Below are 26,262 nucleotides of genomic sequence, written 5' to 3'. Positions count from 1 at the left end.
CCGGGGCGGCGAAGTTCCGCTCCCCCGTCGGGTTCAGATCAGGAAATCCGAAACGTCCTCCAGCGCCACCACATGGCAATAGATCATGTTGATGACCTCCAGCTCGTGGCGGTGCAGCGCCTCGGTTCCGGCGGCGCAGCAATCCTCGACCACCACCACGTTGAAGCTTTCATCGGCCAGCGACCGGACGGTCGAGCTTACGCATTGATCGGTGAAGATGCCGGCGACGATCACGTTGCGGATGCCCATATTGTGCAGGATCAGCCGCAGATTGGTGCCGGTGAGTGCGCTGTCCGTCGTCTTGACGATCGTGATGTCATCGTCGCCCGGCGCCAGTTCCGGCACGATCTGGCTGTCTTCCCGATCCTTGGGCAGCAACAGGTAGTTGAAGCCGGGCTTCTTCTGACTCAGCGATCGGTCGCGGCCGTCGCGCTTCAGACAGGCGATGCGGGCGAAGATCACCTCGATCCCGGCCCCTCTTGCCCAGTCGATCAGACGCGCGGCCCCGGGAATGACGGTTTCCCGCATTCGCGTGAAAAAGGGCTCCCAGGCGGCGTTTTCGTCGGGGTCGTCCTTGGGCTCCAGATAGGTGTTCTGGATGTCGATCACCAGCACGGCGGTTTCTTCGGGCCGCAGGCGGATGTCCTCCGGCGGATCGGCATTGGCATAGTAGAAGCTGCGAAAGGCCGATTTCCAGTCGCTCATCGCTTGCGCCCCTTCACCCCCTCCAGCGTGGCGATGATCGCGTCGCGGGCGCGCTCAAGATCGGCGGTTGTGCCCGACATGAACACCCGCCCCGATGCCCCCATCATCTGCACGTCGTTGATGACCGCCGCCGGCGCGGCGCGCTCGGCCTCGTTCGCGGCGACGCAGGCGAAAAGCGCCGGGGCCATCTCGAAGATCAGCAGCGACACCCCCGGCACGAGGATCGAGCCGTCGCGGGTGCGGTTGAGGATGATCGCATGCTGGTCCGAAATGTCCTCGATGATATCGTGGAACAGGATCTCGGGCGCCAGCTGATCCGAGGATTTCGCCCCGATCCCCTTCAGGACTGCCCGCCCAGCGGCATCGAGATCGGCGGCATCGTCGGAATGAAGCTCCAGCAGGCCGAACTGGCGCTCGGTGAAGAGCAGGCCGGGCTCCATGTCCGGGGCTTCCTTAAGCGCCAGGTCAACGATGCGGTGAATCGCCAGCGCCGGCGACACCTCGACGATCAGGGAATGCTGACCCTGGTAGGGCGGATAACCCCTGGCGCGGGTCGGCGAGGACAGCCATGCCGCGAATTGTGGCTGCAGATCGTGGATTGGCAGATAGACCCGTAGCTCGGTCATGGCGCTGTCCTTTGCCGAGGGTTATTTCTGCGCGATGGCAGTGAAATGCTTGCCCAGATCGCCATGCGGCCGCGGGATCACATGGACGGCGACAACCTCGCCAATCTGGTTGGCGGCCTCGGCGCCGGCCTCGGTCGCGGCCTTCACCGCGCCCACGTCGCCGCGAACCACCACCGAAACCAGCCCGCCGCCGACTTCGTTGCGGGCGACGATTTCCACGTTGGCGGCCTTCACCATGGCATCCGCGCCGGCCAGTGCCGGCACATAGCCGCGGGTTTCGATCATTCCAAGTGCCTGACTTGCCATTTTTCCGTCTCCTGTCATTGCGGTTTCGTTTCGGGCCGGCCACACCCGGTCATGTCTCGTCGATGGAGCCGATGATGAGCGCATCGATGGGCGCCTTCATCTTCGTGAAATAGGCCGCCGCGACCGATCCTTGCGTGACCAGAACGCTTTCCCCCTCGGCACAGCCCAGCGGGTCGAGCGCGACCAGCGTCGTACCGTTTTCAAGCGTCACTTCCAGCAGGGCGCCGCCCGGCATGGTTTCGATGTGTTTCGAGGACCAGACGCGTCCGGTCACCTTGCCCTGGATCATGTGTCCGACCTTTCCACTTCAATACCCCGTCGCCGCAGCTCGTCCCGGGCAAGCGGCGTCAGACGGGCGGTTTTTCCCAACCTCACGGTGCGCGTTCCGGCCGGCAGCGAGGCCACGTCGCGTTCGCCGACCAGCCCGCGTTCGAAACGGACCGGGTGGGACGCACCCGGCGCCGGCGCGAGCGGCATGTGGGCCTGCACCGGTGCCGGGGATGCCGTGTCGGCAAGGCGGAACACGTGCCGCCCGGCCTCGATGTCGGCGCGCAACCGGCCGTCCTGCGCGGCGCGCAAGAGGCGCTTCACGAAGGCCGCCAGATCGGCGTTGGAGCGGATCGTCACCAGTTCTTCGGTGACCTGCGGCCGTTCCTGCGGCGCCACGCCCATTCGCCCCAGCTCTTCGGCCAGGACTTCGCGTATGAGCTCGCGCAACTCCGACATCAACGCGCCCCCGCCGCATGCAGCGCCGCCTCGGCCGCGTCGCGGGCATTGCGCACCTCGGCCTCGTCACCGGCCAGATACAGCCGCCCGTTGGCGCCGATCATGCGGTAGTCGATGACCTTGATGTTTGCCTCCTTCTCGGCCTCGTTGCAGGCAAGAATGGCGTAGGAGGCCGAGCGGCATTCCAGGAGATACAGGCTGTCGCCGGCCACGATCATCGAGCCCAGCTTGTTGCGGTTGATGAGAAAGGCGTGCTGGCGGTCCACCCGCGTGACGATCTTCGAGGCCAGAATCTGCGGCGGCGCCACGTCGTCGCGGCTGGCGCCCAGCGCGTCCAGAACCGCCTCGGCGCCGGCGTGCACCTCGGCCGTCGAGCGGGAATGGAATTCCAACGTGCCGAACTGGCGTTCGACCACCAGCAGGCCGGCTTTGACCTCGGCGCTTTTCAGCGCCACGTCGGTCAGCGCCTCGATGTCCAGCCCCGGCGCGATCTCGATGATCTGCGCGGCCATGCGTGCCCGCGGCAGCGATCCGCGCATCCAGGTCGAGATATAGGCCAGCGTCTGCGGCTGCAGCTGGTCGATGAAGATGAAGGAACGAAGCTCGGCCATGGTCTACTTTCTCAACAGGTCGCGGAGTTCCTCGGCGATCAGCCGGCGCAGCTCGTCCCGGGTCGGCCCGTCGAGGGCGCCGGCGCGCGCGGTGGCAGGGGCGGGGTGGAGCGGCTGCGGGCGCGTCTGGCCGGGCACGCCGTCGGCGGGGGCCGTGGGCAAGGGCCCGCGGAAATCCGGCCCCAGCCCGCTGTAGTTGCCGAAGGGTTCGTCGGCGTCCGCGTTGTGGGCGATGCGCGTCCAGTGCACCAGGTGCTGGGGGCCGACATTCTCGCCGATCGAGGAGCGCCCGAAGAACCCCGTGCCGATGGTGAATGTCGGGGCAAGATTGGTGGCAAATCCCGCCGCCCCCTGCGAACAGGGCGCGTTGACGACGACGCGGTAGGCCTCGACCATTGCGGCATAGCGCATCACCAGCGCCTCGTCGCGGGCGTGGATGGCGGCGGAATGCCCCGCCCCCGACAGGCGCAGCACCGCGCGCGCCTGACCCAGCGCCTGTTCGCGGGTGCGCGCGACATGGAAGGCCAGCACCGGGCACAGCTTTTCCCGGCTCAGCGGTTCGTCCACGCCGATCTGCGCGATCGGGGCGATGAGGATCTTCGTCGAGGATGGCGCCCGGATGCCGCATTCCTGCGCAATCCACGTGGCATCGCGGCCGATGGCCTCGATGTTGAAGCCGCGCGCATGGAACAGGAAGCGGCGCAGGCGGTCCACCTCCTCTTCTTCGCACAGATATGCCCCCGCGGATTTCAGCGCGCGGCGCAACTGCGCCTCTACCTCGGGCGTGGTGACGAGCACGCTTTCATTGGTGCACAGAACCGAGTTGTCGAAGGACTTGGACGCCACGATGCGCCGGGCCGCATTGGTGATGTCGGCCGAGGCGTCCACGAGGACCGGCGCATTGCCCGGCCCCACCCCGATGGCCGGGTTGGACGAGGAATAGGCCGCGCGCACCATCGCCGTGCCGCCGGTGGCAAGGATGACGTTCGTTCGGGGTGAGGCCATGAATGCCTCGACCACCGGGATGGAAGGGTTTTCGATGATCTGGATCACCGCCTCGGGCGCGCCGGCGGCCACCGCCGCTTCGCTCAGCGCGCGGGCGGCTTCGGTCGAGGCCTCCCTTGCCGCCGGATGCGGGCTGATGACGATGGCGTTGCGGGTCATCAGGGCCAGAAGCACCTTGAAGTGCAGCGTCGCGATGGGGTTGGTCGAAGGCGTGAGCGCAAAGATCACCCCCGCCGGGCGCGGAATCTCGACAATCTTGCGGGCCTCGTCCACGCGGGCGTTGACGAAATCCTGGTCGCGGTAGAAATCGACCAGCGGTTTCGCGGTCAGCTCGTTCTTGATCTTCTTGTGCGCGGCCACGCCAAAGCCGGTTTCCCGCACCACCGCTTCGGCGAAATGGGCGGAATGGTCGTGCGCCCGCTCGGCCACCGCATCGACGATCGCCATTGTCGCGGCGCGATCGTAGCGGGCGAATGCGGTCGTCGCCCAGCGCGCGCGTTCGAGCATCATGTCGGCCATCCCGTGACGCGCCGCCGGGGTGCCGGAAATGTCGATCAGCGTGCGGATTTCCGCTTCCATCACAGCATCCTCCGGCGGCCGCCCATCACGTCCTCGCGCGCCTGTTCGACGGCAATGGCCATGATCCGCAGCGTCTCCTCGGCGTCAGCTTGGGTCAGCAGCAGCCCCGGCTTGAACTGCAGGACCCGGGGGTCCAGCGTCGAAAAGATCGCCCAGACGCCGTTTTCGTAAAGCCGTTTCATCACCGGTTTGGCGCCCTGCGGATGGTTGAACTCCAGCCCCATGATGACCCCGTGCTGGCGGATGCCGACGAAGAAATCGGGGAATGCCGCGCGGATGTCGTCCAGTCCCGCGCGCATGAAATCGGCGATGTAGCGCACCATCGAGCGCACCGCCGGGCGCTGGACGATCTCCAGCGTCTTCATTGCTACGATGCAGCCCAGCTCGGCCCCGCCCATGGTCGAGATGTGGCCGAATCCGTCCTCCTTCAGCCAGGCGCCCGAGCGCTCGGTCAGCAGCACGCAGGCGATGGGATACATCCCCCCCGAGATGCCCTTGCCCACCACCATGATATCGGGGATCACGCCATAGCGGGTGCAGCCCCACATCTCGCCCGTGCGCATCAGCCCGGTCTGCACCTCGTCGGCGATATAGAGCGCATCATAACGCTCGCACAGCGCCTTGACCGCGGGCAGGTAGCCTTCCTGCGGCATCGGGAAGCCGTAGGTGGCGGGGATGGTCTCCATGATCACGGCGGCCACGTCGCGCCCGCGCAGGGCGTCCTCCATGGCGTTCAGATCGTTGAAGGGCACCTGCACGAACTCGCCCTGCGTGTCCTCGGACAGGAACAGCTTGGAGAAGCGGTCATCGCCGGTCTTGACCGCAAGGCCCGTATGGCCGTGATAGGCCTTGATGATCGACACGATCTTGCGCTTGCCGGTGGCGTGGCGGGCGCTTTTCAGGGCGATGTCGATGGCCTCGCCACCGCCCGAGCCGTAGGCGGTATAGTGGAAATCCGGGCCCGGCGCACAGGCGGCCAGCGCCTCGGCCAGGGCCGTGCGGGCCAGCGCCGGAAAGTGGTGGTTGCCCATGTCGAAGCGTTCGGTACCGGCCTTGAGCACCTCGACCAGCTCGGGGTGGCGGTGGCCCAGGTTGTAGGTGCCGCCATTGAGGTGCATGTCGATCAGGCGGCGACCGTCCATGTCGAAAAGGTAGTATCCCTCGCGCCGGTCGATCACCAGATCGACGCCCATGTCGATCCAGTCCTGCGTCTTGCCGGGGTTCCAGAAGGCCTTGGAACGGGCCAGAAATTCCTCTTTTGCCTGGCTCACTGCGACTTCCCTCCATACGCTTCCCGACTATTCGTGATTCCCCCCCGTGCCGCTTGACAGGTCGTGCGGCAAAGTTGACAGCACCCCATGGCCTAGGGCGAATTCGCCAGCCAGTCCCGGCCGAGTTCGGCGGTCACGCGGGCAAAGCCGTGGGCCAGCTGCTGCGGCTCGGGCGCCTCGATATGGCTCCCGATCCAGGCCAGAAGCGCCATGCGCCGAAGCATCACGAAGGTATCGATTTCTCGCTCCTCCTCGGCCGAAAGGGGGCGGACCGAGCGATAGCCGCGCACCCAGGCGTCCTTCATCGCAGGCACGCGCGGATCGTCCTCGATGAAGCTGATGGCGGTGGCGAAATCGTAGAGGTACCAGCCCAGCCCGCAGTCGTCGAAATCGATCAGGTGGATGTGATCGCCCTTCACCAGCAGGTTGGCCAGCCGCATGTCCGCGTGGATCAGCCCGTAACGTTCGGGCCCCCTGCCGAAGGCCCTGAGCCGGGCGCGAATACGCGTTTCCACCTCTTCCAGCGTATCCCGGATCTCGCCCGACACCTCGGGCCCGTCGCGCCAGTCGCCCCAGGTGGGGTCGGGGCCGAACACCGCCTTTTCGTCCCAGACCAGCCGCTCGAAGAATGGCGGCCATGTCCAGCTGCGGGAATGTTCGTGCGTGCGCGCGGCAATCGCGCCGAGCGTTTCGAAGTGATCCGTCATGTCGCCGCTTTTGTCGGGGGCGTCGCCCTCGACGAATTCGAACAGGACCATGAAGCGCGGCGCCGGCAATCCCTCGACGATACCCGACTGGATACGCCGCCCGTTGCGCCCGGTATGGACCGCGGGCGTTTCCACAACGCCGTCGGCGCGCAGGGCGTCGGTCCAGGCCAGTTCGGTCTCGATCGCCTTTTCGGAGTGGTAGTTCTCGCGGTGGATGCGCAGGATCGCGCGCCAGCCGTCGGGCGCCTCGACCAGGTAGGTGGCGTTCTCGGAAACGTTGATAAGCCGCGCCGTCGCGCCCTCGGGGATGTCCCACAAGGGCAGCGACTGCGCCGCAAGCCGGTCCAGCAACCGCAGCGTCTCCTCAAGCGACATTTCGGAATGCGACATGGTCTTTCCGCCCCTCCCGCGTCAGATCTCGTCGATCGCTTCCAGTGATTCGGGCAGGATCTGCCCGCCATCCACCACGATCTGCTGGCCGGTGATGTAGCCGGCCTCGTCCGAGGCGAAGAACAGCGCCGCGTTGCCGATGTCCTCGACCGTGCCCAGCCGCTTGAGCGGGATCGAGGCGGCCATGGTGTCCAGATATTCCTGCCCCAGGTCCTGCAGTCCCTCGGTGTAGATGTTGCCCGGCATCACCGCGTTGATGGTGGTGTTGTAGCGGGCAAGCTCCATCGCCGCGGTGCGCAGGAACCCCAGCTGCCCGGCCTTGGAGGCACCGTAATGCGCCCAGCCGGGAAAGCCCGTGACCGGCCCGGTGATCGACGAGGTCAGCACCACACGCCCCTTGCCCGCCTTTTCGAAATGCGGGATCGCCGCCTTCACGCAGAAAAAGGCTGAGCGCAGATTGGTGGACAGCACATGGTCCCAGTCGGCGGGAGACATGTCCACGATCTTGGCCTGCGGGAAGATGCCCGCATTCGCGCACAGCACGTCCAGGCCCCCCTGGGCCTGCGCCGCGCTGTCCACCATGGCGCGCACGCTGTCCCAGTCGGAGACGTCGCACAGCTCGTAGCGCACCTGCCAGCCGGCTGCGTTGAGCTCCTCGCAGGTCGCCTTCAGCGCCTCTTCGCCGCGCGCGGTGATCGTCACCTTCGCCCCCTGTGCGGCGAACACCTTGGCGATGCCCCGGCCGATCCCCTTCGAGCCGCCGGTGACGATGACGCTTCTGTCCTTGAGCGATGTCAGCATGTCTTTCCTCCCATTCTGGTCAGTTCTGCAATTCTCTTGAGGCCCGGATCGAGCGCACCAGCCAGGCTATGGCAAAGGCCAGCATGATGAGCAGGAACGACCCCGCAACCGACAGCACGCCCAGGGTGGGCACCAGCGGCGAATAGCCCGAGACCATCTTGGCATAGAGCCACTCGGGCAGGGTCGAATCCGCCCCGGTGGTGAACAGCGACAGCGGGAAGTTGCCCCAGCTCAGCAGGAAGGCGAACAACCCCGCCGAGACGATCCCGGGCATCAGCAGCGGCAGGGTGATCTCGCGCAGGATCGTTGCCGTCGATGCCCCCATGTCGCGGGCGGCTTCCTCAAGCGCGGGGTCGAAGGAATAGGCACGAATGGCGATGATCAGCGTGGCGATGGGGGCGATCCAGACCAGGTGCGCCACGACGGCGGTCTTCCATGTCGGGATGATCCCCAGCGCGTTGAACCAGATCAGCAGCGCCAGCCCCAGCACCATCTGCGGGAAGAAGATCGGCAGCAGGATCAGTTTCTGGAACAGCGTGCGGTAGCGCCAGCGATAGCGCGCGAAGGCCAGCGCGCCGAAGAAGCCCACCACCATCGACACGGCGGTAACGATCAGCGCCACCTTGAGCGAGGTCGCGATCAGATCCTGGACCGAACCGCTCTCGAGCGCCTTGCCGTACCATTTCGTCGAATAGGCCCTGATCGGGAAGGTCAGGTAGCGCGCCCTGGAAACGGAAGCGAATCCCACCGACACCAGCGGCAGGTAGAGGAAGGCGATCACCAGCAGCCCGTAGATCAGCAGCACGATGCGGGTCGAGCGCGACGGTCCCATCTCACTTTCTCCTGCCCATGATCGCGTCCAGATCCACCCGGCTGACCCCGAACACCGCCAGCCCGCCGATGATCAGGATCAGCAGCACCGACAGCGCCGAGCCCAGCGGCCAGTTCTGCCCGAAGGTGAAGGCGGTCTCTACGTCGTCGGCGATGACGATCACCGCCTGCCCGCCGAGGATCTTCGATTCTGCCACCGCCCCGGCGGCCAGCACGAAGGTCAGCAGCGACCCCACCACGATGCCCGGCGCGGCCAGCGGCAGGTCGATCTCGAACAGGATGCGGGCGCGCGAGGCGCCCAGATCCGCGGCAGCCTGCCGCGCGTCGTCGGGGATCATCGAGATCCCCTGCGCCAGCGGGAACAGCATGAACGGCAGATAGACATAGACCAGCCCGAAGACGATGATCGGCACGTTGTAAAGCGGGCTGTCGAACCCGACCCCGGTCCAGGCGCGCAGGTGGCCCTCGATCAGCCCGCCCTTCATCAGCGTCAGCACCCAGCCGAACAGGCGGATGTTTTCCGAGACGAACAGGCTCATCACCACGGCCACGGTCAGCACCAGCGAAAAGCGGCGGAACACCTTGGCCATGCCGAAGGCCAGCGGCCAGCAGATCAGGAACAGCAGCACCGTGGCCACCGCCGCCATGCCCAGCGACCACAGGAGCGAGCGGTAATATCCCTGTTCCACGATCACCCGGAACGAGGAGAAATCGGGCACGTTCAGCAGGCTGAACACCTTCTGCGGCATCACCGAGAAGATGGCGATGACCATGAGCGGCGCCAGGAACGACACCGCCAGCAGGGCCAGCAGCGGCAGCGCGCTGAGAACGCCGAGCTTGCGGTCAACGCGCTCCATCGCGGGCCTCCCGGATCAGGTGCGCGGCCTCGGCGTCGAAACCGAGCGTCACCTTCTCTCCCGGCGTGCCGGAAAAGCGGTCCTCGCGCAGCTTCTCGATGGTCAGGGTGTGCCCCGAGGCGGTATTGACCTCGTACTGGATGCGCGAGCCAAGCTCGTATTCGCCGTGAAATATGCCGCTGGCGACGAAATCGGCGGTCTCGCCCGGCGGCAGGAAGCGCATGAATTCGGGGCGCACCATGAGCGTTGCCGCCTCTCCGGCGGCCAGTTGCACGCCCATCCCGGATGCGTTCCCGTTAACGTAAAGCGCCCCATCGGCAGAGATCAGGCCGCCATTTTCGGCGCCGGTGACATCGAAAAGGTTCACCTCGCCCATGAACTCGGCCACGAAGCGGCTGACCGGACGGCTGTAGATCTCGTCGGCGATGGCGATCTGCTCGAACCGGCCGTCGCGCATGATGGCGATGCGGTCCGACATCACCATGGCCTCTTCCAGCGAATGGGTGATGTAGACGAAGGTCTTGCCGGTGCGCGCGTGCAGATCCTTCAGTTCCTTTTCAAGCATCTTGCGCAGGCGGTAGTCCAGCGCCGAGAGCGGCTCGTCAAAGAACAGGATCTCGGGGTCGAAGGCCAGCGCCCGGGCCAGCGCCACGCGCTGGCGCTCGCCGCCCGAACATTGCGCCACGCCCTTGCCGTAATAGTCCTGCGGCAGCCGCAGCATGTCCAGCAGCTCCATCGCGCGGCGACGGCGGTCGGCCGGCGAAACGCCGCGGATCTTCAGCGGAAACTCGATGTTCTGGCCCACCGTCATGTGGGGAAACAGCGCCAGCGACTGGAACACCATGCAGGTGGGCCGCTCGTTGGCCGGGGTCTGCTCGATCCGCTGGCCGCGCAGCTCGATGGTGCCTTCGGTGACCTCCTCCATCCCCACAAGCAGGCGGATCAGGGTCGATTTCCCGCTGCCCGAGGGGCCGACGATGGTCAGGAACTCGCCCTCTGCAATATCCAGATCGATGCCGTGCAGTGCGGTGAAGGCGCCGAATTTCTTGACCAGGCGCCGAAGCCTGAGGATTGCGTCCGATGACATGGTGTTGCCTGTATGGATGGAGGATCATCCGGCCCCGGCACGCAACCGCGCCGGGACCGGTTCCGGCGGGCCGATCAGGAACGGCGCGCCTTGGTATAGATGTCGATCAGCGCATCATAGGACGCCACCGGCGCGTAATCGAGCGAGCGCGCCATTTCCTCTTCCAGGCTGTCCATCTGGATCGCATCGAGTTCGTCCTTGTCGAACAGTGCCATCACCTCGGGATTGCCCATCTGCGCGATCGGGTTGTAGGTGCCTTCGGCGAAGGCGACGACTTTGCAGATTTCGGGCTGCTGGACGAACTCCAGGAAGGCTTCGGCCAGCGGCGAGGGATGCGGGTTGTTCACCGCCGAGGTCAGTTCGACCCAGACGACCCCGCCCTTGCCGCCCACCGGGCCAGAATTGGGCGTGATGCCGCGAATGTTGGCGGCGCCGTCGAACCGCGCCGGCGAGGCGGTGTAGGTGCCGCCGGTGAAATAGGCGTCGATCTCGCCGTTGATCAGCGCCGTGTTCATCGCCACCAGGTCGTCGGTCAGCAGCTTGGCGCCGTCGAACAGCTGTTCGGCCACCGTTCTGAACTTCGCCTGCCCGGCCTCGTCCACCGGCGCGAACGGGTTCAGCCCCGCCGTCAGACACATGTGGATCACGTTCCAGTTGTCATAGGTCAGGATGCCGTAGCGATCCTTCATGGCGGGGTCGAGGAACAGGCTCCAGCCTTCGTCCTCGGCCATCTTGCGGCTGATCTTGTCGGTGTTGACGACAAAGCTGAATGGCCCATAGCGCTGCGGCATGCCCAGAAGGTTGCCGTCATCGGCGAAGGCCAGCGGGTAGGGCTTGGCGAACTCCGGCGACATCTTCTCGAAATAGGGCATGAACCGCTCCTTGTTGAGCGGCCTGATGAGGTTTTCGGGATAGAGCTGATCGCGCGCCCAGGGCTGGTTGACGTTGATGAGATCCCAGACGTTGATTTCTCCGGCGCGCAGCTTGTTGATCATGTCGGGGTCCGAGGTGCCGCTTTCGGCCCGAACCGAGGCGCCGGGATGGGCCTTGCGGAACGGTCCCAGCACATCGTCGGTGTTGTAGCCCTCCCAGCAGAGGATATTCATCTCGTTGTCGCGCCCGCCGGCCGCCCAGGCCGCGCCGGCGGGTGTCAGTGCTAGCGCACCCAGCGCGCCCAGCGTGCGCCCGGTAAACTGTCGCCGTGTCAGTTTCATGGTCCATTCCTCCCGTTGATGGCCTTGTCGATCTTTCCGATTCTGATGATCAAGATTACGGAAAGGGCAGAAGCTCGGCTTGACAGCAGGGCTGCACAATTTAACACCCGCCGCCCGCCCGATTGCGGCATCACCTTGTCGTTTCGGTCGGCTGGTTGGTGAACAAGTTAGGTTTTGTTTTGTCGCAATGCGGTCATGACCTATACTTCGCCTGATCGACGATCTGCTGCAACGATTCTGGCGGGCCCGAAATGCACCAGTCCAGCCAAGCCGTTGACGCGACGTTTCAGGGGCCTACGAAGGTCCTGGCCGCCGCGGCAACAGGCACGGTTTCGTTTTTCGAAAAGTCCGGTGGCGATGTGGACCGGATATTCGGCCGTGCCGGCGTGAGCACCGACGACCTCGAAAACCCGCTGGCGGAACTGAACCTGAAATCCTATTGCGCGCTTTTTGAAGAGGCCGCCCGGCAGACCGGAAACGACAATATCGGCCTGCGTTTCGGGCACGGTTTCCAGCCCCGGCAGCTGGGGGTTCTGGGCTATGCTGCGCTCAGCGCGCCGACCATTGCCGCCGCTTTGCGCAACCTCGAGAGGTTCTTTCCCGCGCATCAGGGGCTGACCAGCTTCCGGCTGATCCAGGAAAGCGGCATCCTGTGGCTGAGCTACCGCATCATCGACAGCCGCATCGAGCAACGGCGCCAGGATGCCGAACTGTCGCTGGGCATGTTCTGCAACATCTTCAAGACCGCGCTGGGCGCCGACTGGGCGCCGCTGGAGGTGCGCTTCGAACACCCGCGCCCCGACGGCGCCGGCGAACACGAGATGCTGTTCGGCGCCCCGGTCGAATTCGGCCGTCGGACGAATGCCTTCGCCTTCCGCCGCAGTGACCTTGACGCCTTGATGCCGGATCAGGACCCCTATCTTGCCTCGGTGGTGGAGCGCTTCCTGCAAAGCCGCTGCGAATTGCAGGCCAGCCCGCAGGATTTCGCCCAGGCCGTCAAGAACGAGATCCGGATGCATCTGGGCGAGACACTGCCGACGATGGCCGACATCTCGCGCCTGTTCGGAATGCCCGAAACGACATTCCAGAAGCAGCTGCGCGAGCGGGGCCTGAGTTTCGGAGACATTCTCAAGGCCGCCCGGCAGGAACTTGCGCTGCACTACATGGCCGATACCGACATGCCGCTGACCGAGATCGCCTCAAGCCTGGGCTATTCCGAACTCTCGGCGTTCTCGCGGGCATTTCGCAACTGGACCGGGATGAGCCCGATGCGCTATCGTCGGCAGCTGGGCGAGAAACCGGGTCTTCAGGCCGGGTGAGCGGGATGCGCAGGGTGCGCGCGCGGCGCTTGTCCTGTCGCGGCAGGCTCGGCCACCGTTGGCCGGTGGCCGCCGGCCTCCAGCGCGCGGCCGGCGGCGATCAGGACATCCTCGCGGAACCGCCCGGCCACCAGCTGAACGCCCACCGGGCGCCCGGCGGCCATTCCGGTTGTCACGCTCATCGCCGGCAGGCCGAGGGCGGGCAGGGCGCGTTGCAGAAGCTGTGCCTCGAGAACATCCGCAAAATCCCGGTCCGAGCGGACGTCCTGCTGCTGATCGAAGGGCAGGGTGGCGGAGACCGGACAGATCAGCAGCGTATGGCGTTGCAGAAAAAGCTCCCATTGCCGGGCCAGCGCCGCCCGCCTTTGCAGTGCCTCCATGACGCTGTCCAGGTCGATCGGCCCGGCATCTTCGCACATCAGCCGGAAGACGAACTGCGAATCGCGTTCGCCTTCGCGCTCGATCATCTCCGCGGCGCCGAAGCGGGTTTCGGCCATCCACAGCGTGGCATTGATCCGGGCGGCCTCGCGCACCGGCGGCAGCTCGACCTCCTCCACCGTCCAGCCCGCCTCCGCGAGGATGCGCGCCGCCGCGCGCACGGTCTCGGCCACCGGCGACGCAACCGCCATGCCCTCGGGGGCGACGGCCAGCGCGGCGCGGCGCTCGAACGGGCCGGAATCGAACGGCGCCGGCACCGACCACGGATCGCGCGGATCCATCCCGGACATGGCCCGCAAGGCAAGCTCGATATCGTCCATCGACCGCGCGATGGGGCCGGAAACCGCCATGATCTGGGCGCCGATGAAGCGGTCGGGTGCGCTGGCGTTCCAGGCGGGTATCCGCCCCGACGTCGGGCGCAGCCCGTGCAGGCCGCAGGCATAGGCGGGATAGCGGATCGATCCGGCAATATCGGTACCGTGGCCGATGGCGCACATGCCGGCGGCCACCGCCGCTGCAGCTCCTCCCGAGGATCCGCCCGGCGTGATGGCGGCGTTGCGCGGGTTCAGGGTCTGCCCGTGCAGGTCGTTGGTGGTGAACCAGCGCAGGGAAAAGGCCGGTGTGTTGGTGCGCCCGACGATGACGCCGCCGGCGCGCCGGATGTTGGCCACCACCGGGCTGTCCTGCTGCGCGATGGCGTGTTTCAGCAGCTTCAGCCCGTTGGTCGTGGCATATCCCTTCTGGTCCACATTGACCTTGATGGTCACCGGCACGCCCGCAAGCGGCCCCGGATCCTCGCCCCGGGCGATTGCCGCGTCGAGTGCGGCGGCGGTGGCCAGTGCCTCGTCGCGGCAGTCCTGAACGATGGCGTTGATTGCCGGGTTGACGGCGTCGATGCGGGCAAGATGCGCGCGGGCCACCTCGGCCGCCGAAACCGAAGCATCGCGCACCTTCCTGGCGATCTCCGCCGCTGACAGTTCCCACAGTTCAGCCATTCCGTTCCTTTCCCGCCGGCGCGCGTCGGGTGGTCATTCGCCGCGAAAGACCTCGTCGGTTTCCACCTGCAAGGCGGTCGCCAGCGCGTTGGTCTGCGAGGCCATGGCGATGACGGCCAGCAGCTCTCCGTGCATTTCGGGCGTCATCCCCTTTGCCCGCGCCGCTGCCGTGTGCGAATGGGTGCAGTATTCGCAGCCATTGGCGACCGACACTGCCATGTAGATCATCTCTTTCACCAGCGGGTCCAGTTCGCCGGGGCCCATGACCTGCTTCAGCCGTTCCCAGGTCGCCTTCAGCAGCGGCGGGTCATTGGCCAGCGCGCGCCAGAAATTGTTGATGTAATCCGTGCCCCGCGCGGCGCGAATGTCATTGAAGACGGCCAGCACCTCGGCGCTGGCCGCTTCGTCCGAAATCAACGGAACCGTTGCCATCAGACCAGCGCGATGATGCGTGCCGGCCCGCCCGAGCCCCCCCTGTGCGCGGGGGCCCCGACCACCAGCGTGGCTCCGGCAGGTGGAACCTTGGCAAGATTGCGCATGTTCTCGATCCCGTAGCGGCCCGAGGGTAGCCATGCGTAGTGGGTGACGAAATCCTTCGACTTGCCATAGTCCAGCGACAGCGTGTCCACGCCCATGGCGACGGCGCCGGTCTCTTCCATCAGCATCTGCGTGGCCTCAATGTGGAAGCCGGGGAAATGCATCACGCCGTCCGCATCGGCGCCGCGGAACTTGTCGGACCCGATATGATTTTCCCACCCCGAATGCATCGCCACGCAGGCCCGATCCGGGATCGGCCCGTTCTTCGAGATCCACGCCTTGATGTCATCGGGTGTGACCTGCGCATCGGGGTTGTTCGCCGCCTTTTCGTGGATGTGGACCACGCACAGCGGAATCACCAGGTCGCGGACCGGGATTTCGTCCACCGAATTGCCGTCGGCCGAGAAATGCAGCGGCGCGTCGATGTGGGTGCCGGTATGTTCGTTGATCGTCAGTTCGAACAGGTTGAAGCCGTGTTCCTTGAAATTGAACTTCTGCTCCTGCGCGATGCCGGGAGCGCCGAAATAGGTGGGGAAATCCTTGTCATAGACATGGGTCATGTCCACCACGTCGGAGTGGCCCGCCGCCAGCGCCGGCGGCGCCGAGGCCACCGTGCCGACTGCCGCGGCAACGCCCGCGGCAGCGCCGGTCCTGAAGAATTGCCGCCGCGAAAGCATCTTTTCCTTCACGGCATTCATGACGCAAACGTCGCACATTTGCTTGTCCTCCCTGGTTGCGTTTCCTTTGCCGGGCGGGCTTCGGTGGCCTGCTCCGGTCACGTGACGGACAGATCCGAAACCGTTTCGCACACCGACCGGGGGTGCGAACCGAACCTTCGGGCCTGACCTGGCGCAGAGCGTAAGGCCGTTCCCGTCGTCATGTCCAGCGGCAAGGTTGGCGCCTTCAGATGGGGCGGCCGCGCATCAGGGCAGGCAGGTCGCCGGTCAGCCCGGCGGCCTCGCGGATGAAATTGCGGCGCAGGGCGGGAATGGCGCCGACCAGCCCCATGCCCATGTCGCGCCCCAGGCGCAGCAGCGGATTGTCATTTGAAAACAGCCGGTTGAACAGGTCGGTCGCGGCCACCATCGCGGCCGTGTCGAAGCGCCGCCATTGCTGGTAGCGTTCCAGCACCTGCGGCGCGCCGATATCCTCGCCCCGGCGCCGCGCCAGCGTCAGCACTTCGGCCAGCGCCGCAACATCGCGCAGCCCGGCATTGAGCCCCTGGCCCGCGATCGGGTGCATCCCGTGGGCCGCATCGCCTGCCAGCGCCACCCGCTCGGCCACGAAGTCCTGCGCGACGGTCAGGTTGAGCGGATAGGTCCAGCGCTTTCCGGCCAGTTCGATCCGGCCCAGGAAGTCCCCGAAGCGGGGCCGCAGCGCCGCCAGATAGCCGGCGTCGTCCAGGGCATGAATGCGCGCCGCCGTCGCCGTCCGCTCGCTCCAGACGATGGAGCTGACATTGCCCGGCAGCGGCAGGATGGCCAGCGGCCCCGGCGGCATGAAGAACTGGTGCGCGATGCCGTGATGGGGCAATTCATGGGCGATGGCACAGACCAGCGCCGTCTGACCGTAATCATGGCCGTGGCGGCCGATGCCGGCCCGACGCGCGGTGCCGCTGGCGCGCCCGTCGCAGCCAACCAGCAGCGTGCCGGCAAGCTTCCTGCCGTCGTCCAGGGTGATGGTGACGCCCGACGGCCCGGTCTGTTGCGCCACGACCGAGGCGCCGCCGATCCGGGTGATGCCGGGTTCATCCTTCATGGCGTCAAGCAGGGCGCGGCGCAGGAAGCGGTCCTCGACCATGAAGCCCATGGGGCCTTCCTCGATCTCGGCATGGTCGAAATGCATGAAGAAGGGCGAAGGGCCGCTGCCCGCATGGCCGTCCGATACCTTGATCTCAAGCATCGGTTGCGCGCGATCGGCGATCCGGTCCCAGATGCCGATGGCCTCCAGCAGCCGCTGTGACGCCAGCGCCAGCGCATAGGCGCGGCCGTCGAAGGCGGCGTTCCTGCGCGTTTTCTCGGCAAGCGCGTCGATGATGGTGACCCGGTGCCCCGCCCGGGCCAGGGCCAGTGCCAGTGCCGGGCCGTTCAGCCCGCCGCCGACGATGAGGATGTCGCTGTCGGTCGTCATGCCATGCAATATGCGCGCGCGGGCGGGATTGTCCATGCGTGACGGGGCCGCTACCGTCGCCGCGACGAAGATTCAGGGGGAAGACATGCAGGACTGGCTGACCATGACGGCGGGCGATCTGGGGCGGGGGATCGGTGCCGGCGAAATCGACCCGGTGGAGCTGACCCGGGTCTTTCTGGAGGCGATCGACGCCCACCCCCTGCGCGAAAGGATCTATACGGTCGTGACCCGCGAACGCGCGCTGGCCGAGGCCCGCGCCGCCCGCGCCCGCGCCCGTCGTGGGCTGCGCCGTTCGGCGCTGGACGGTGTGCCGATCAGCTGGAAGGATCTCTTCGACAGTGCCGGGGACGTGACCGAGGCCGGCAGCGATCTGCTGCGGGGGCGGGTGCCCGGGCGCGACGCCGAAGTGCTACGCGCGGCGACGATGATGGGCACGGTCTGCCTGGGCAAGACGCATATGAGCGAACTTGCCTTTTCCGGCCTGGGCCTGAACCCGGTAAAGGCGACGCCGCCCTGCGTGCATGATCCACAGGCGGTGCCGGGCGGGTCGTCCTCGGGGGCGGCGGCCTCGGTGGCCTTCGGCCTTGCCGCCTGCGGGATCGGGTCGGATACGGGCGGATCGGTGCGCATCCCCTCGGCCTGGAACGATCTCGTGGGGCTCAAGACCACCGCCGGGCGGGTCAGCCTCGACGGGGTGGTGCCGCTTTGCCCGAAATTCGACACCGTGGGTCCGCTGGCGCGGTCGGTCGAGGATGCGGCGCTGATGCTGGCGGTGCTGGAAGGCGGCCGGCCGGCGGATCTGCGCGGCGCGTCCCTGAAGGGGCGGCGGCTGGCGGTGCTGGAAACCGTGGCCCTGGACGATCTGCGCGCGGCGCCGAAAGAGGGGTTCGAGCGCGCGGTGGCGCGTCTCGCCGCCGCCGGGGCCGCGATCGAGCCGCTGCGGGTGCCCGAGCTGGAAGAGGCGATGGAGCTTTCCGGCGTCCTGTTCACGGCCGAGGCCTGGGGCGTCTGGCGCGAGGTGATCGAGGCCGATCCGGAGGCGATGTTCGACCGCATCCTTGAGCGTTTCCGCGCCGGGGCGGGCTGGTCGGGGCCCGATTACGTGGCCGCCTGGCGGACGCTGGAACGCTGCCGCGAGGCCTGGGCGCGGGCGGTGCGCGGCTTCGATGCGGTGCTGACGCCGACCTCGCCCATCCTGCCCCCCGATGCCGGGCGGCTGATGCGCGATGACGACTATTACGTGACCGAAAACCTTGCGGCGCTGCGCAACACCCGGATCGGGAACCTGATGGGGCTGTGCGCGCTGACCCTGCCCACGGGCGAACCGGGATGCGGGCTCCAGCTGCTTGGGCGGCCCATGGGCGAAGAGGCGCTGCTGCGGATCGGGGCCGCGGCCGAGGTCGCCCTGGCCTGAATGCCACAAACCCCTGTCCGGGCAATGCTTTGTCTGGACGGGGGCGGCCCGCTTGGGTAACCTGTGCGCAAACGGGGCATCAACGATCCCGGACCGAGGCAGACACATGCAGTTCCCCGAGCGGTTTTCGAACCTGCCGCCCTATGCCTTTCCGCGCCTGCGGGCGCTGCTGGACGCGCATGCGCCCGGCGGCGAGGTCATGCACATGACCATCGGAGAGCCGAAACACCCCTTTCCGCCATGGGTGAGCGAGGTCATCGCCGAGAATGCCTCCGGCTTCAACAGCTACCCCCCGAACGACGGTTCGCCCGCGCTTCGCGCGGCCATCGCCGGTTGGGTCGGGCGGCGCCATGGGGTCGATCTCGACCCCGAGACGCAGATCATGGCGCTCAATGGCACGCGCGAGGGGCTCTACAACGTGGCCATGGCGCTGATCCCCGAGGAAAAGAACGGCCAGCGGCCCGTGGTGCTGATCCCCAACCCGTTCTACCAGGTCTACATGGTGGCGGCGCTTTCGGTGGGGGCCGAGCCGGTCTTCGTTTCGGCCACGGCGGCAACCGGCCATCTGCCGGATTATGCGGCGCTGCCGCCCGCGCTGCTGAACCGCGTCGCAGCGGCCTATGTCTGTTCGCCCGCCAACCCGCAAGGTGCGGTGGCCGACCGGAACTGGTGGAGCACGCTTCTGGCATTGGCCGAGCAATATGATTTCCGCGTCTTCGCCGATGAATGCTACAGCGAGATCTACCGCGACACCCCGCCGCCCGGGGCGCTGGAGGTGGCCGCGCAGACCGGCGCCGATCCCGAACGGGTGGCCATCTTTCATTCGCTGTCGAAGCGTTCGAATCTTCCGGGGCTGCGCTCGGGCTTCATCGCCGGGGGGGCGCAGAGTATCGCCCGCGTGAAGACCCTGCGCGCCTATGCCGGAGCGCCGCTGCCGGGCCCGCTGCAGGCGGCGGCCGCGCGGGTCTGGGCGGATGAGGCGCATGTGACGGAAAACCGCGCACTCTACCGCGAAAAATACGCCATCGCGGACGAAATCCTGGGCGGTGTGCCCGGCTATCGCGGCCCCGAGGCCGGGTTCTTCCTGTGGCTTGGCGTGGATGATGGCGAAAGGGCGGCGTTGCGGCTGTGGAAGGAAACCGGGGTCAGGGTTCTGCCCGGCGCCTATCTGGCGCAGGACGGGCCGGACGGGAATCCCGGCAAGGGCTATATCAGGGTGGCGATGGTGGCACCCGGGAATGATTTGCGGCGCGGGCTGATCCGGCTTCGCGACTGCTTGTATGGATAAGACAGGGGACAGGGCATGGCATTTCAGACACGCAGCCGCGATCCGCTTCTGGACACGAACATGGCGCAGGCGATCGAGAAACGGGGCAAGGAACTGATCGGCCTGATCCTTGTCGGGATGGGCCTTGCCGCCGCGGCGATGATCGGATCCTACAGCCCGGACGATCCCAACTGGCTGATTTCGACCGATGCGCCGGTGCAGAACTGGCTGGGGCCCTTCGGCGCCTCGGCTGCGGCGGTGCTTTACATGATCGTGGGGCTGGGGGCATGGGCGATTCCGCTGGTGCTGGTGGCCTGGGGGTTGCGATTCGTCCTGCATCGGGGCGAGGAGCGCTGGGCCGGACGGCTGGTCTTTGCGCCGATCTTCGTGGCGGTGGCATCGGTTCATGCCGCGACGCTGGTTCCCGGTGCGGGGTGGAGCGCGGTCCACAGCTTCGGCCTTGGCGGGTTGTTCGGAGACACGGTTCTGGGGGCGCTTCTGACGCTTCTGCCGGTGGGGTCGCTGTTCGGGGTCAAGCTGATTTCTCTTCTGGCGGCGCTGGCCATGCTGGGGCTTGGGGTCTTCGTTCTGGGCTTTGCCCGCGATGACGTCATGCGCGCGCTGAAGCTGTCCGTGGTGGGGGTGGTCCTGATCTATGGCGCCATCGTCGCCCTGCTGGGCCGGGGGGCACAGTCGGCGCTGCGGGCGGCCCGCGGGTCCCGTGCCGCCACCACACCCGATGCGCCGGGCAGCAAGCCAACGGTCGCGCGCACCCCGTCGGCCCGGGCAACGGTCCCGGAAACGGCCTCGGTCAGGGCCGCGCCCGAACCGGAACCGAAGCAAAAGCCGCGCGCGGGGATTCTCGCGCGCGTGCCGACCCTGCTCAAGAAGGCCGGGCCGATGCCCGAACCGGAGCTGGTCGAGCCGCAAGCCGCCCCTGCCGAGGAAGAGCTGCCTGCCGATGACGCCCGGATCCGCGCCAAGATTGCCAACGCGGTGCGCGCGCGGGTGCAGGCCAGGCAGCAACCGGCACAGCCCACCCATGCCGCCGAGCCACTGCTGACCGAGCCGGCCGCTCCGGACCGGTTGCCGCCCGAGCCGCCGCTGACCGCAGCGCGGGGCGGGGTCCATGCCGAAGCCGCACCTGTCGCGCAGCCGGCCGGGCCGGCCGCGGACGGCCTGCCGCTGACCGAACCGCCGGCGCAGCCGCGGGTGGTGCCTGCGGCCGGGACGCGCAAGGTGGTGCAGCACCCGCCGCGCAAGGCTCCGGTTCCCTCGCGCCGGGCCCGGGAGGAGGCGCAGCCGGCGCTGGCCTTCGAGGATGACGCGCCGGCCTATGAATTCCCGCCGCTCAGCCTGCTGACCGACCCGGCCAGCATCGAGCGCTATCACCTCTCGGACGAGGCGCTGGAGGAAAACGCGCGGATGCTGGAAAACGTGCTGGACGATTACGGCGTCAAGGGCGAAATCGTCAGCGTCCGCCCCGGACCGGTGGTGACCATGTATGAACTGGAACCCGCGCCGGGGCTGAAGGCCTCGCGGGTGATCGGGCTGGCCGACGACATCGCGCGCTCCATGTCGGCGTTGTCGGCGCGGGTTTCCACGGTGCCCGGGCGCAGCGTTATCGGTATCGAGCTGCCCAACGACTACCGCGAAAAGGTGCTGCTGCGGGAAATCCTGTCCAGCCGCGATTTCGGCGACAGCAACATGAGCCTGCCGCTGGCGCTGGGCAAGGATATCGGCGGCGATCCGGTGGTGGCCAACCTGGCCCGGATGCCGCATCTGCTGATCGCCGGCACCACCGGTTCGGGCAAGTCGGTGGCAATCAACACCATGATCCTGTCGCTGCTTTACAAGCTGACGCCCGAGGAATGTCGCCTCATCATGATCGACCCGAAGATGCTGGAACTGAGCGTCTATGACGGCATCCCGCATCTGCTCTCGCCCGTGGTCACCGACCCGAAAAAGGCGGTGGTGGCGCTGAAATGGGTGGTGGGCGAGATGGAGGACCGCTATCGCAAGATGTCGAAGATGGGGGTGCGCAACATCGAGGGCTACAACGGCCGCGTGCGCGAAGCGCTGGCCAGGGGCGAGATGTTCACCCGCACCGTTCAGACCGGGTTCGACGACGAAACCGGCGAACCGATCTTCGAAACCGAAGAGATGACCCCCGAGGCCCTGCCCTACATCGTCGTCATCGTGGACGAGATGGCCGACCTGATGATGGTTGCGGGCAAGGAGATCGAGGCCTGCATCCAGCGCCTCGCGCAGATGGCGCGGGCCAGCGGCATCCATCTGATCATGGCCACCCAGCGGCCCAGCGTCGATGTCATCACCGGCACCATCAAGGCCAACTTCCCGACCCGGATCAGTTTCCAGGTGACCTCGAAGGTGGACAGCCGCACGATTCTGGGCGAGATGGGCGCCGAACAGCTGCTGGGCATGGGCGACATGCTGTACATGGCGGGCGGGGCCAAGATCACCCGCTGCCACGGGCCCTTCGTCAGTGACGAGGAAGTGGAAGAGGTGGTCAATCACCTCAAGCAGTTCGGCCCGCCGGACTATGTCGATACCGTTCTTGACGGGCCGGACGCCGAGAAGGAGGCCGATATCGACCTGGTGCTGGGCCTTGGCGGCAACACCGGCAGCGAGGACGCGCTTTACGACCAGGCGGTGGCCATCGTCATCAAGGACCGCAAGTGCTCCACCTCCTACATCCAGCGCAAGCTGGCGATCGGCTACAACAAGGCCGCCCGCCTGGTCGAGCAGATGGAGGAAGAGGGGCTGGTCTCGCCCGCAAATCACGTGGGCAAGCGCGAGATTCTGGTGCCGGAGCAGCAATAGGCCGCGGCCGGGGCCGGCGCGGGGTTCAAAACCGATGCGGGCGGATTATCTGGAAGGCATGAAGCAGCTTGCCCTTGCACTCACCCTTGCGCTGGCTCTTGCCGCGCCCGCCGTCTCGGCGGCCGAGAAACTGCCGCTCGCGAAGATTTCCGACTACCTTAACGGCATCACCACGGCGCGGGCGACGTTCGTGCAGGTCAACGACGACGGGTCGCTCTCCACGGGGCGGTTCTTCATTCGCCGGCCCGGGCGGATGCGGTTCGAGTACGACTCGCCCGACAGCGGCGTCGTCGTGGCCCGCGCCGGATCGGTGCTGATATACGACCCCAAGTCGAACCTGCCGCCCGAGACCTACCCCCTGCGGCGCACGCCGCTTTCGATCATCCTGGCCCGGAGCGTCGATCTGGAAGGCGCGCGCATGGTGGTCGGATACGATTTCGACGGCACCTACACGATCGTGAAGGCGCAGGATCCCGACAACCCCGAATATGGCTGGATCGAGATGTTCTTTTCGGACGATCCGGTCGCGCTGGTGCGGTGGATCATCCATGACGGCAATGGCGGCGAAACCACCGTCGAGCTGGGCGAGATGACCACCGGAATTCCGCTCAGCGACACGCTGTTCGGTTCCGGCCCCGAGGGAATCGTCGTTCCGGGGCGCTGAGGCCCCGGAACGGAGGCTAGATCCTGCCGCAGCGTTGCAGCTGGCGCCGATACATGTTCGAGCGCGCCTGGACCTGATCGGCGACTCGCAGCAGCCAGGCCTTGCGGCGATAGCTTCCACGGGCATAGCCGGCATGGCCTTCGTGATAGGCCAGATACTGGTTGCGCGCGTCGCTGAGGGAGATGCCGTTCCTGCGGTAGCTGGTGGTCATGTACCAGCCCATGAAATCGGCCACGTCCTTCATCCGGTCGCGCCGCGCCCACCGGCGGCCTGCTTCCTTCCGGTAACGGTCCCAGGTGCTGTCGATGACCTGCCCGTATCCGAAGGCGCTGCTCTGCCGGCCCATCGGAATGACCCCCAGGACGTAACGGTGCGGGGTCTTGGCGCGACCCTTGTAGCGGCTTTCCTGGTAGATGACGGCCATCTGGACGTTGATCGGAACGCCCCATCTTCGTTCGGCCTTGCGGAAGGCGCGGGCGAAATCGCCCCTTTGCGCAAGGATGCTGCACGCGTTGTCAAGATTCCGCGGCGGCGCCTTGTAGGCGCGCGCGCAGGATGCGACGAACAACACGAGCAACATCGCGGTAATGGTTCTGCTCATCTGCCTCATGCCTTTTTTCGGGAAGTGTACCGCAATACCGGCGGTGATGGAATCCCATTTGGCCGGCTCGGCCCCGGCGCGAGACACCGGCGACTGTCAATCCAGAGTTCACAATCTGTTTCTGTGAAAAACAGCCTGCCGGTTGGACATTTGGGGCTGTTTTCAGGTATTGATTCAGGGTAGGGGCTGCACGGCAATGTTCAAGACTCATGCAAAATATCACCTGGGACAGGTCGTCCGGCACAGGAAGCATCCCTTTCGGGGTGTGATCTTCGACGTCGACCCCCGCTTCGCCAATACCGAGGAATGGTATCAGGCCATCCCCGAAGAAAACCGCCCCTCCAAGGATCAGCCCTACTACCACCTTCTGGCCGAGAACGATCACAGCTATTACGTGGCCTATGTCTCGGAACAGAACCTGATCGCCGACTATTCCGGCGAGCCGGTCGAACACCCGGACATCGACAACATGTTCGGGCAGTTCGAGGATGGCAGCTATGCGGTCGAGCTTCAGATGAACTGACGCCGCCCCTGCCGCGGTTCAGCAGCCAAGGGCGCAACCGTCCTTGCGCGGATCGCTGCCGGCCACCAGCACGCCGTCGGGGCGGATGCGAATCGCCTGCGCGCCGCCCAGCGGCGGCTCGGGGGTGATCACGTCATGCCCCATATCGGCCAACTCCTGCCGGACCGAATCTGAATATCCCCTTTCCATCTTCAGTTGCCCGGCCTCAGGGAAACAGCGCGGCGCATCGATCGCGGCCTGCAGATCCATTCCGAAATCGGTCAGGTTGGAGACAAATCTCGCGTGTCCGGTCGGCTGGTAGGCGCCGCCCATGACGCCGAAGGGCATCAGGCTGCCGTCGGCTTCGCGCAACATGCCGGGAATGATCGTGTGCATGGGGCGCTTGGCCCCGGCCAGTTCGTTGGGGTGGCCTTCCTGCAGCGTGAACCCGGCCCCGCGGTTCTGGAAAAGAATGCCGAACCGGTCGCTGGCGATGCCGGCGCCCAACCCGTGGAAGATCGAATAGATCAGCGAAACCGCCATGCGGTCGCGATCGACGACGGTGATGTAGATCGTGTCCCTGTGCACGGCCTCGCTCAGCGGGGCAGCGGCGGGCATCGCGCGTTTCATGTCGATCAGCCCGGCCAGCCGGCGCGCCGTCTCGGGTGAAAGCATGTGTTCGATCCGCGTGGCAAAATCGGGATCGGCAATGAAGCGGTTGCGGGCGTCATAGGCAAGTTTGGCGGCTTCCGCTTCCAGATGCGCGCGCTGGGCGCCGAACGGGTCCATGGATGCGATGTCGAAATGTGACAGGATGTTCAGCAGCAGGATCGCCGCGGCGCCCTGGCCGTTGGGGGGGTGCTCGAAAAGTTCTGCCCCCTTGTAGCTGCCGCTCACCGGCTCTGCTTCGGTGCAGCGGGTGGCGGCGAAATCGTCAAGCGTATGAACCCCGCCCAGAGACTGCAGGGTGGACACCATGTCTTCGGCGACTTCTCCGGCATAGAACGCATCCCGCCCGTGCCGGGCAATCCGGCGCAGAACCTCGGCCTGTCCGGGCGAACGGAAGACATCGCCCACTTTCGGCACCCTGCCGTCAATCAGATAGTTCCGCCTTGCCGCACCCTGAAGCGCGGGGGCGTTGGTTTCCCAGTCGAAGGCCACCCTGGGCGCAACCGGCACGCCCTCTTCGGCATAGCGGATCGCCGGGGCCAGTATGGCGTCGAGCCCAAGCCGGCCAACGGTTTCGGACAGGTGGCAGAACGCATCCACCGCCCCCGGTATGGTGACCGCATGAACGCTTCTGAGCGGAATGCCATCATGGCCTGCCGCGCGCAGGGGCTCGGGGTCGGCCGCTGCCGGGGCGCGGCCCGATCCGTTCAGCGCCCGGATCGTGTCATCGCCCGGCAGCCGGTAAAGAACGAAGCAGTCGCCGCCGATCCCTGTCATCGGCGGTTCGCAGAACCCGAGCAGAACGGCAGCACCGATGGCGGCATCCATGGCATTGCCGCCCCGGCCGAGAATGTCGATCGCGGTCTGTGCTGCCAACGGGTGCGACGTCGCGCACATGCCGTTCATGGACAACACTTCCGATCGGCCCGGCAACTGGAAATCACGCATGAATGCCCCTCCCGCGCTGTTGCGCCGGGACACTAGACGGGTCCGGACGATTTGCCAACGTGAAGATCGGGGGGAAAAATCCTCGACGCCGCGCACTGGGTGGGGGCTATGAACACGCGGCGCCGAGGGAAGCCATATGCAGCTACCCTTTCCTTATGGCCGCCGATTCCGGCCGGTTCTTGATCGGATTGGGGCATTTTCGCGGCGCCCGGTGTGTT

26 protein-coding genes are annotated in these 26,262 nt (G+C 66.4%); 6 read left to right on the top strand and 20 right to left on the bottom strand.

Annotated features, from left to right (window positions below; translation table 11 throughout):
* Positions 1-33: 33 nt before the first annotated feature.
* The 14 genes from ACZ5CM_RS15020 to ACZ5CM_RS14955 all read right to left on the bottom strand — a co-directional run bounded on the left by ACZ5CM_RS15020 (position 34) and on the right by ACZ5CM_RS14955 (position 11,716).
* Entirely contained in the window at positions 34-705 is a 672-nt protein-coding gene (locus tag ACZ5CM_RS15020) for a cysteine hydrolase family protein (protein WP_464639815.1), read from the bottom strand.
* Positions 702-1,331 carry a hypothetical protein gene (locus ACZ5CM_RS15015; RefSeq protein ID WP_464639813.1) on the bottom strand — a complete coding sequence of 210 codons (630 nt, stop codon included), beginning with the start codon at positions 1,329-1,331 and terminating at the stop codon, positions 702-704. Before ACZ5CM_RS15015 ends, ACZ5CM_RS15020 begins: the two co-directional genes overlap by 4 nt.
* Before the next feature lie 21 nt (positions 1,332-1,352).
* Entirely contained in the window at positions 1,353-1,637 is a 285-nt protein-coding gene (locus ACZ5CM_RS15010) for a BMC domain-containing protein (protein WP_464639811.1), read from the bottom strand.
* A gap of 49 nt (positions 1,638-1,686) precedes the next feature.
* Positions 1,687-1,926 carry a EutN/CcmL family microcompartment protein gene (locus ACZ5CM_RS15005; RefSeq protein WP_464639809.1) on the bottom strand — a complete coding sequence of 80 codons (240 nt, stop codon included), beginning with the start codon at positions 1,924-1,926 and terminating at the stop codon, positions 1,687-1,689.
* Complete coding sequence (locus ACZ5CM_RS15000; RefSeq protein ID WP_464639807.1) at positions 1,923-2,363, bottom strand: hypothetical protein; 441 nt, start codon at positions 2,361-2,363, stop codon at positions 1,923-1,925. The genes ACZ5CM_RS15005 and ACZ5CM_RS15000 overlap by 4 nt, the downstream gene beginning before the upstream one ends.
* Positions 2,363-2,974 carry a BMC domain-containing protein gene (locus ACZ5CM_RS14995; RefSeq protein WP_464639805.1) on the bottom strand — a complete coding sequence of 204 codons (612 nt, stop codon included), beginning with the start codon at positions 2,972-2,974 and terminating at the stop codon, positions 2,363-2,365. Before ACZ5CM_RS14995 ends, ACZ5CM_RS15000 begins: the two co-directional genes overlap by 1 nt.
* 3 nt (positions 2,975-2,977) lie before the next feature.
* Positions 2,978-4,558 carry an aldehyde dehydrogenase family protein gene (locus ACZ5CM_RS14990; protein ID WP_464639803.1) on the bottom strand — a complete coding sequence of 527 codons (1,581 nt, stop codon included), beginning with the start codon at positions 4,556-4,558 and terminating at the stop codon, positions 2,978-2,980.
* Positions 4,558-5,829: a class-III pyridoxal-phosphate-dependent aminotransferase gene (locus ACZ5CM_RS14985; RefSeq protein ID WP_464639801.1), complete on the bottom strand. Its 1,272-nt coding sequence runs from the start codon at positions 5,827-5,829 to the stop codon at positions 4,558-4,560. The genes ACZ5CM_RS14990 and ACZ5CM_RS14985 overlap by 1 nt, the downstream gene beginning before the upstream one ends.
* A 92-nt stretch (positions 5,830-5,921) precedes the next feature.
* The gene (locus ACZ5CM_RS14980; RefSeq protein ID WP_464639799.1) at positions 5,922-6,926 is read right to left on the bottom strand and encodes a phosphotransferase enzyme family protein; all 1,005 of its coding nucleotides are present in this window, start codon (positions 6,924-6,926) and stop codon (positions 5,922-5,924) included.
* Between the two features lie 21 nt (positions 6,927-6,947).
* Positions 6,948-7,727 (bottom strand): 3-oxoacyl-ACP reductase FabG, encoded by a 780-nt coding sequence (gene fabG, locus ACZ5CM_RS14975; protein WP_464639797.1) that lies wholly within the window; start codon positions 7,725-7,727, stop codon positions 6,948-6,950.
* 19 nt (positions 7,728-7,746) lie between these two features.
* The gene (locus ACZ5CM_RS14970) at positions 7,747-8,559 is read right to left on the bottom strand and encodes an ABC transporter permease (protein WP_464639795.1); all 813 of its coding nucleotides are present in this window, start codon (positions 8,557-8,559) and stop codon (positions 7,747-7,749) included.
* Between the two features lies 1 nt (position 8,560).
* Entirely contained in the window at positions 8,561-9,415 is an 855-nt protein-coding gene (locus ACZ5CM_RS14965) for an ABC transporter permease (protein ID WP_464639793.1), read from the bottom strand.
* Positions 9,402-10,502, bottom strand: a complete 1,101-nt coding sequence (locus ACZ5CM_RS14960) for an ABC transporter ATP-binding protein (RefSeq protein WP_464639791.1) — start codon at positions 10,500-10,502, stop codon at positions 9,402-9,404. Before ACZ5CM_RS14960 ends, ACZ5CM_RS14965 begins: the two co-directional genes overlap by 14 nt.
* Before the next feature lie 74 nt (positions 10,503-10,576).
* Positions 10,577-11,716, bottom strand: coding sequence for an ABC transporter substrate-binding protein (locus ACZ5CM_RS14955; protein WP_464639789.1), 1,140 nt, complete (start codon positions 11,714-11,716; stop codon positions 10,577-10,579).
* Positions 11,717-11,967: 251 nt separating this feature from the next.
* Between ACZ5CM_RS14955 and qhpR the strand changes: the two genes are divergently transcribed.
* Entirely contained in the window at positions 11,968-13,035 is a 1,068-nt protein-coding gene (qhpR, locus tag ACZ5CM_RS14950; RefSeq protein WP_464639787.1) for an AraC-like transcriptional regulator QhpR, read from the top strand.
* Here qhpR and ACZ5CM_RS14945 read toward each other — a convergent pair.
* From ACZ5CM_RS14945 to ACZ5CM_RS14930, 4 genes are all read right to left on the bottom strand, one after another.
* Complete coding sequence (locus ACZ5CM_RS14945) at positions 13,023-14,468, bottom strand: amidase family protein (protein WP_464639785.1); 1,446 nt, start codon at positions 14,466-14,468, stop codon at positions 13,023-13,025. The two genes, qhpR and ACZ5CM_RS14945, sit on opposite strands and share 13 nt — an antisense overlap.
* A 33-nt stretch (positions 14,469-14,501) precedes the next feature.
* Positions 14,502-14,900: a carboxymuconolactone decarboxylase family protein gene (locus ACZ5CM_RS14940; protein WP_464639783.1), complete on the bottom strand. Its 399-nt coding sequence runs from the start codon at positions 14,898-14,900 to the stop codon at positions 14,502-14,504.
* The gene (locus ACZ5CM_RS14935; RefSeq protein ID WP_464639782.1) at positions 14,900-15,721 is read right to left on the bottom strand and encodes a cyclase family protein; all 822 of its coding nucleotides are present in this window, start codon (positions 15,719-15,721) and stop codon (positions 14,900-14,902) included. Before ACZ5CM_RS14935 ends, ACZ5CM_RS14940 begins: the two co-directional genes overlap by 1 nt.
* Before the next feature lie 187 nt (positions 15,722-15,908).
* Positions 15,909-17,135 (bottom strand): FAD-dependent monooxygenase, encoded by a 1,227-nt coding sequence (locus tag ACZ5CM_RS14930; protein ID WP_464639780.1) that lies wholly within the window; start codon positions 17,133-17,135, stop codon positions 15,909-15,911.
* A gap of 85 nt (positions 17,136-17,220) precedes the next feature.
* On the opposite strand from ACZ5CM_RS14930, the gene ACZ5CM_RS14925 reads away from it, so the two are divergent.
* The 4 genes from ACZ5CM_RS14925 (at position 17,221) to ACZ5CM_RS14910 (ending at position 23,324) form a co-directional block, all read left to right on the top strand.
* Entirely contained in the window at positions 17,221-18,549 is a 1,329-nt protein-coding gene (locus tag ACZ5CM_RS14925; protein ID WP_464642642.1) for an amidase, read from the top strand.
* A 106-nt stretch (positions 18,550-18,655) separates the two neighbouring features.
* Positions 18,656-19,837 (top strand): aminotransferase class I/II-fold pyridoxal phosphate-dependent enzyme, encoded by a 1,182-nt coding sequence (locus ACZ5CM_RS14920; RefSeq protein WP_464639778.1) that lies wholly within the window; start codon positions 18,656-18,658, stop codon positions 19,835-19,837.
* A 15-nt stretch (positions 19,838-19,852) separates the two neighbouring features.
* Positions 19,853-22,660, top strand: a complete 2,808-nt coding sequence (locus tag ACZ5CM_RS14915) for a DNA translocase FtsK (RefSeq protein WP_464639777.1) — start codon at positions 19,853-19,855, stop codon at positions 22,658-22,660.
* A 58-nt stretch (positions 22,661-22,718) separates the two neighbouring features.
* Complete coding sequence (locus tag ACZ5CM_RS14910; RefSeq protein WP_464642640.1) at positions 22,719-23,324, top strand: LolA family protein; 606 nt, start codon at positions 22,719-22,721, stop codon at positions 23,322-23,324.
* Between the two features lie 16 nt (positions 23,325-23,340).
* Here ACZ5CM_RS14910 and ACZ5CM_RS14905 read toward each other — a convergent pair whose 3' ends face one another.
* Positions 23,341-23,925, bottom strand: coding sequence for a transglycosylase SLT domain-containing protein (locus ACZ5CM_RS14905; RefSeq protein ID WP_464639775.1), 585 nt, complete (start codon positions 23,923-23,925; stop codon positions 23,341-23,343).
* 196 nt (positions 23,926-24,121) lie between these two features.
* On the opposite strand from ACZ5CM_RS14905, the gene hspQ reads away from it, so the two are divergent.
* Positions 24,122-24,448 carry a heat shock protein HspQ gene (hspQ, locus tag ACZ5CM_RS14900; RefSeq protein ID WP_464639773.1) on the top strand — a complete coding sequence of 109 codons (327 nt, stop codon included), beginning with the start codon at positions 24,122-24,124 and terminating at the stop codon, positions 24,446-24,448.
* An 18-nt stretch (positions 24,449-24,466) separates the two neighbouring features.
* Here the strand turns inward: hspQ and ACZ5CM_RS14895 are convergent, their stop codons facing one another.
* On the bottom strand, positions 24,467-26,044 hold the full coding sequence (locus ACZ5CM_RS14895) for a gamma-glutamyltransferase family protein (protein ID WP_464639771.1): 1,578 nt from the start codon (positions 26,042-26,044) through the stop codon (positions 24,467-24,469).
* Positions 26,045-26,262: the final 218 nt, after the last annotated feature.

This window comes from Piezobacter thermophilus (assembly GCF_055386745.1).
Note: the sequence above shows the minus strand (reverse complement) of the source record. Positions and strands in the feature narration are given on the sequence as shown.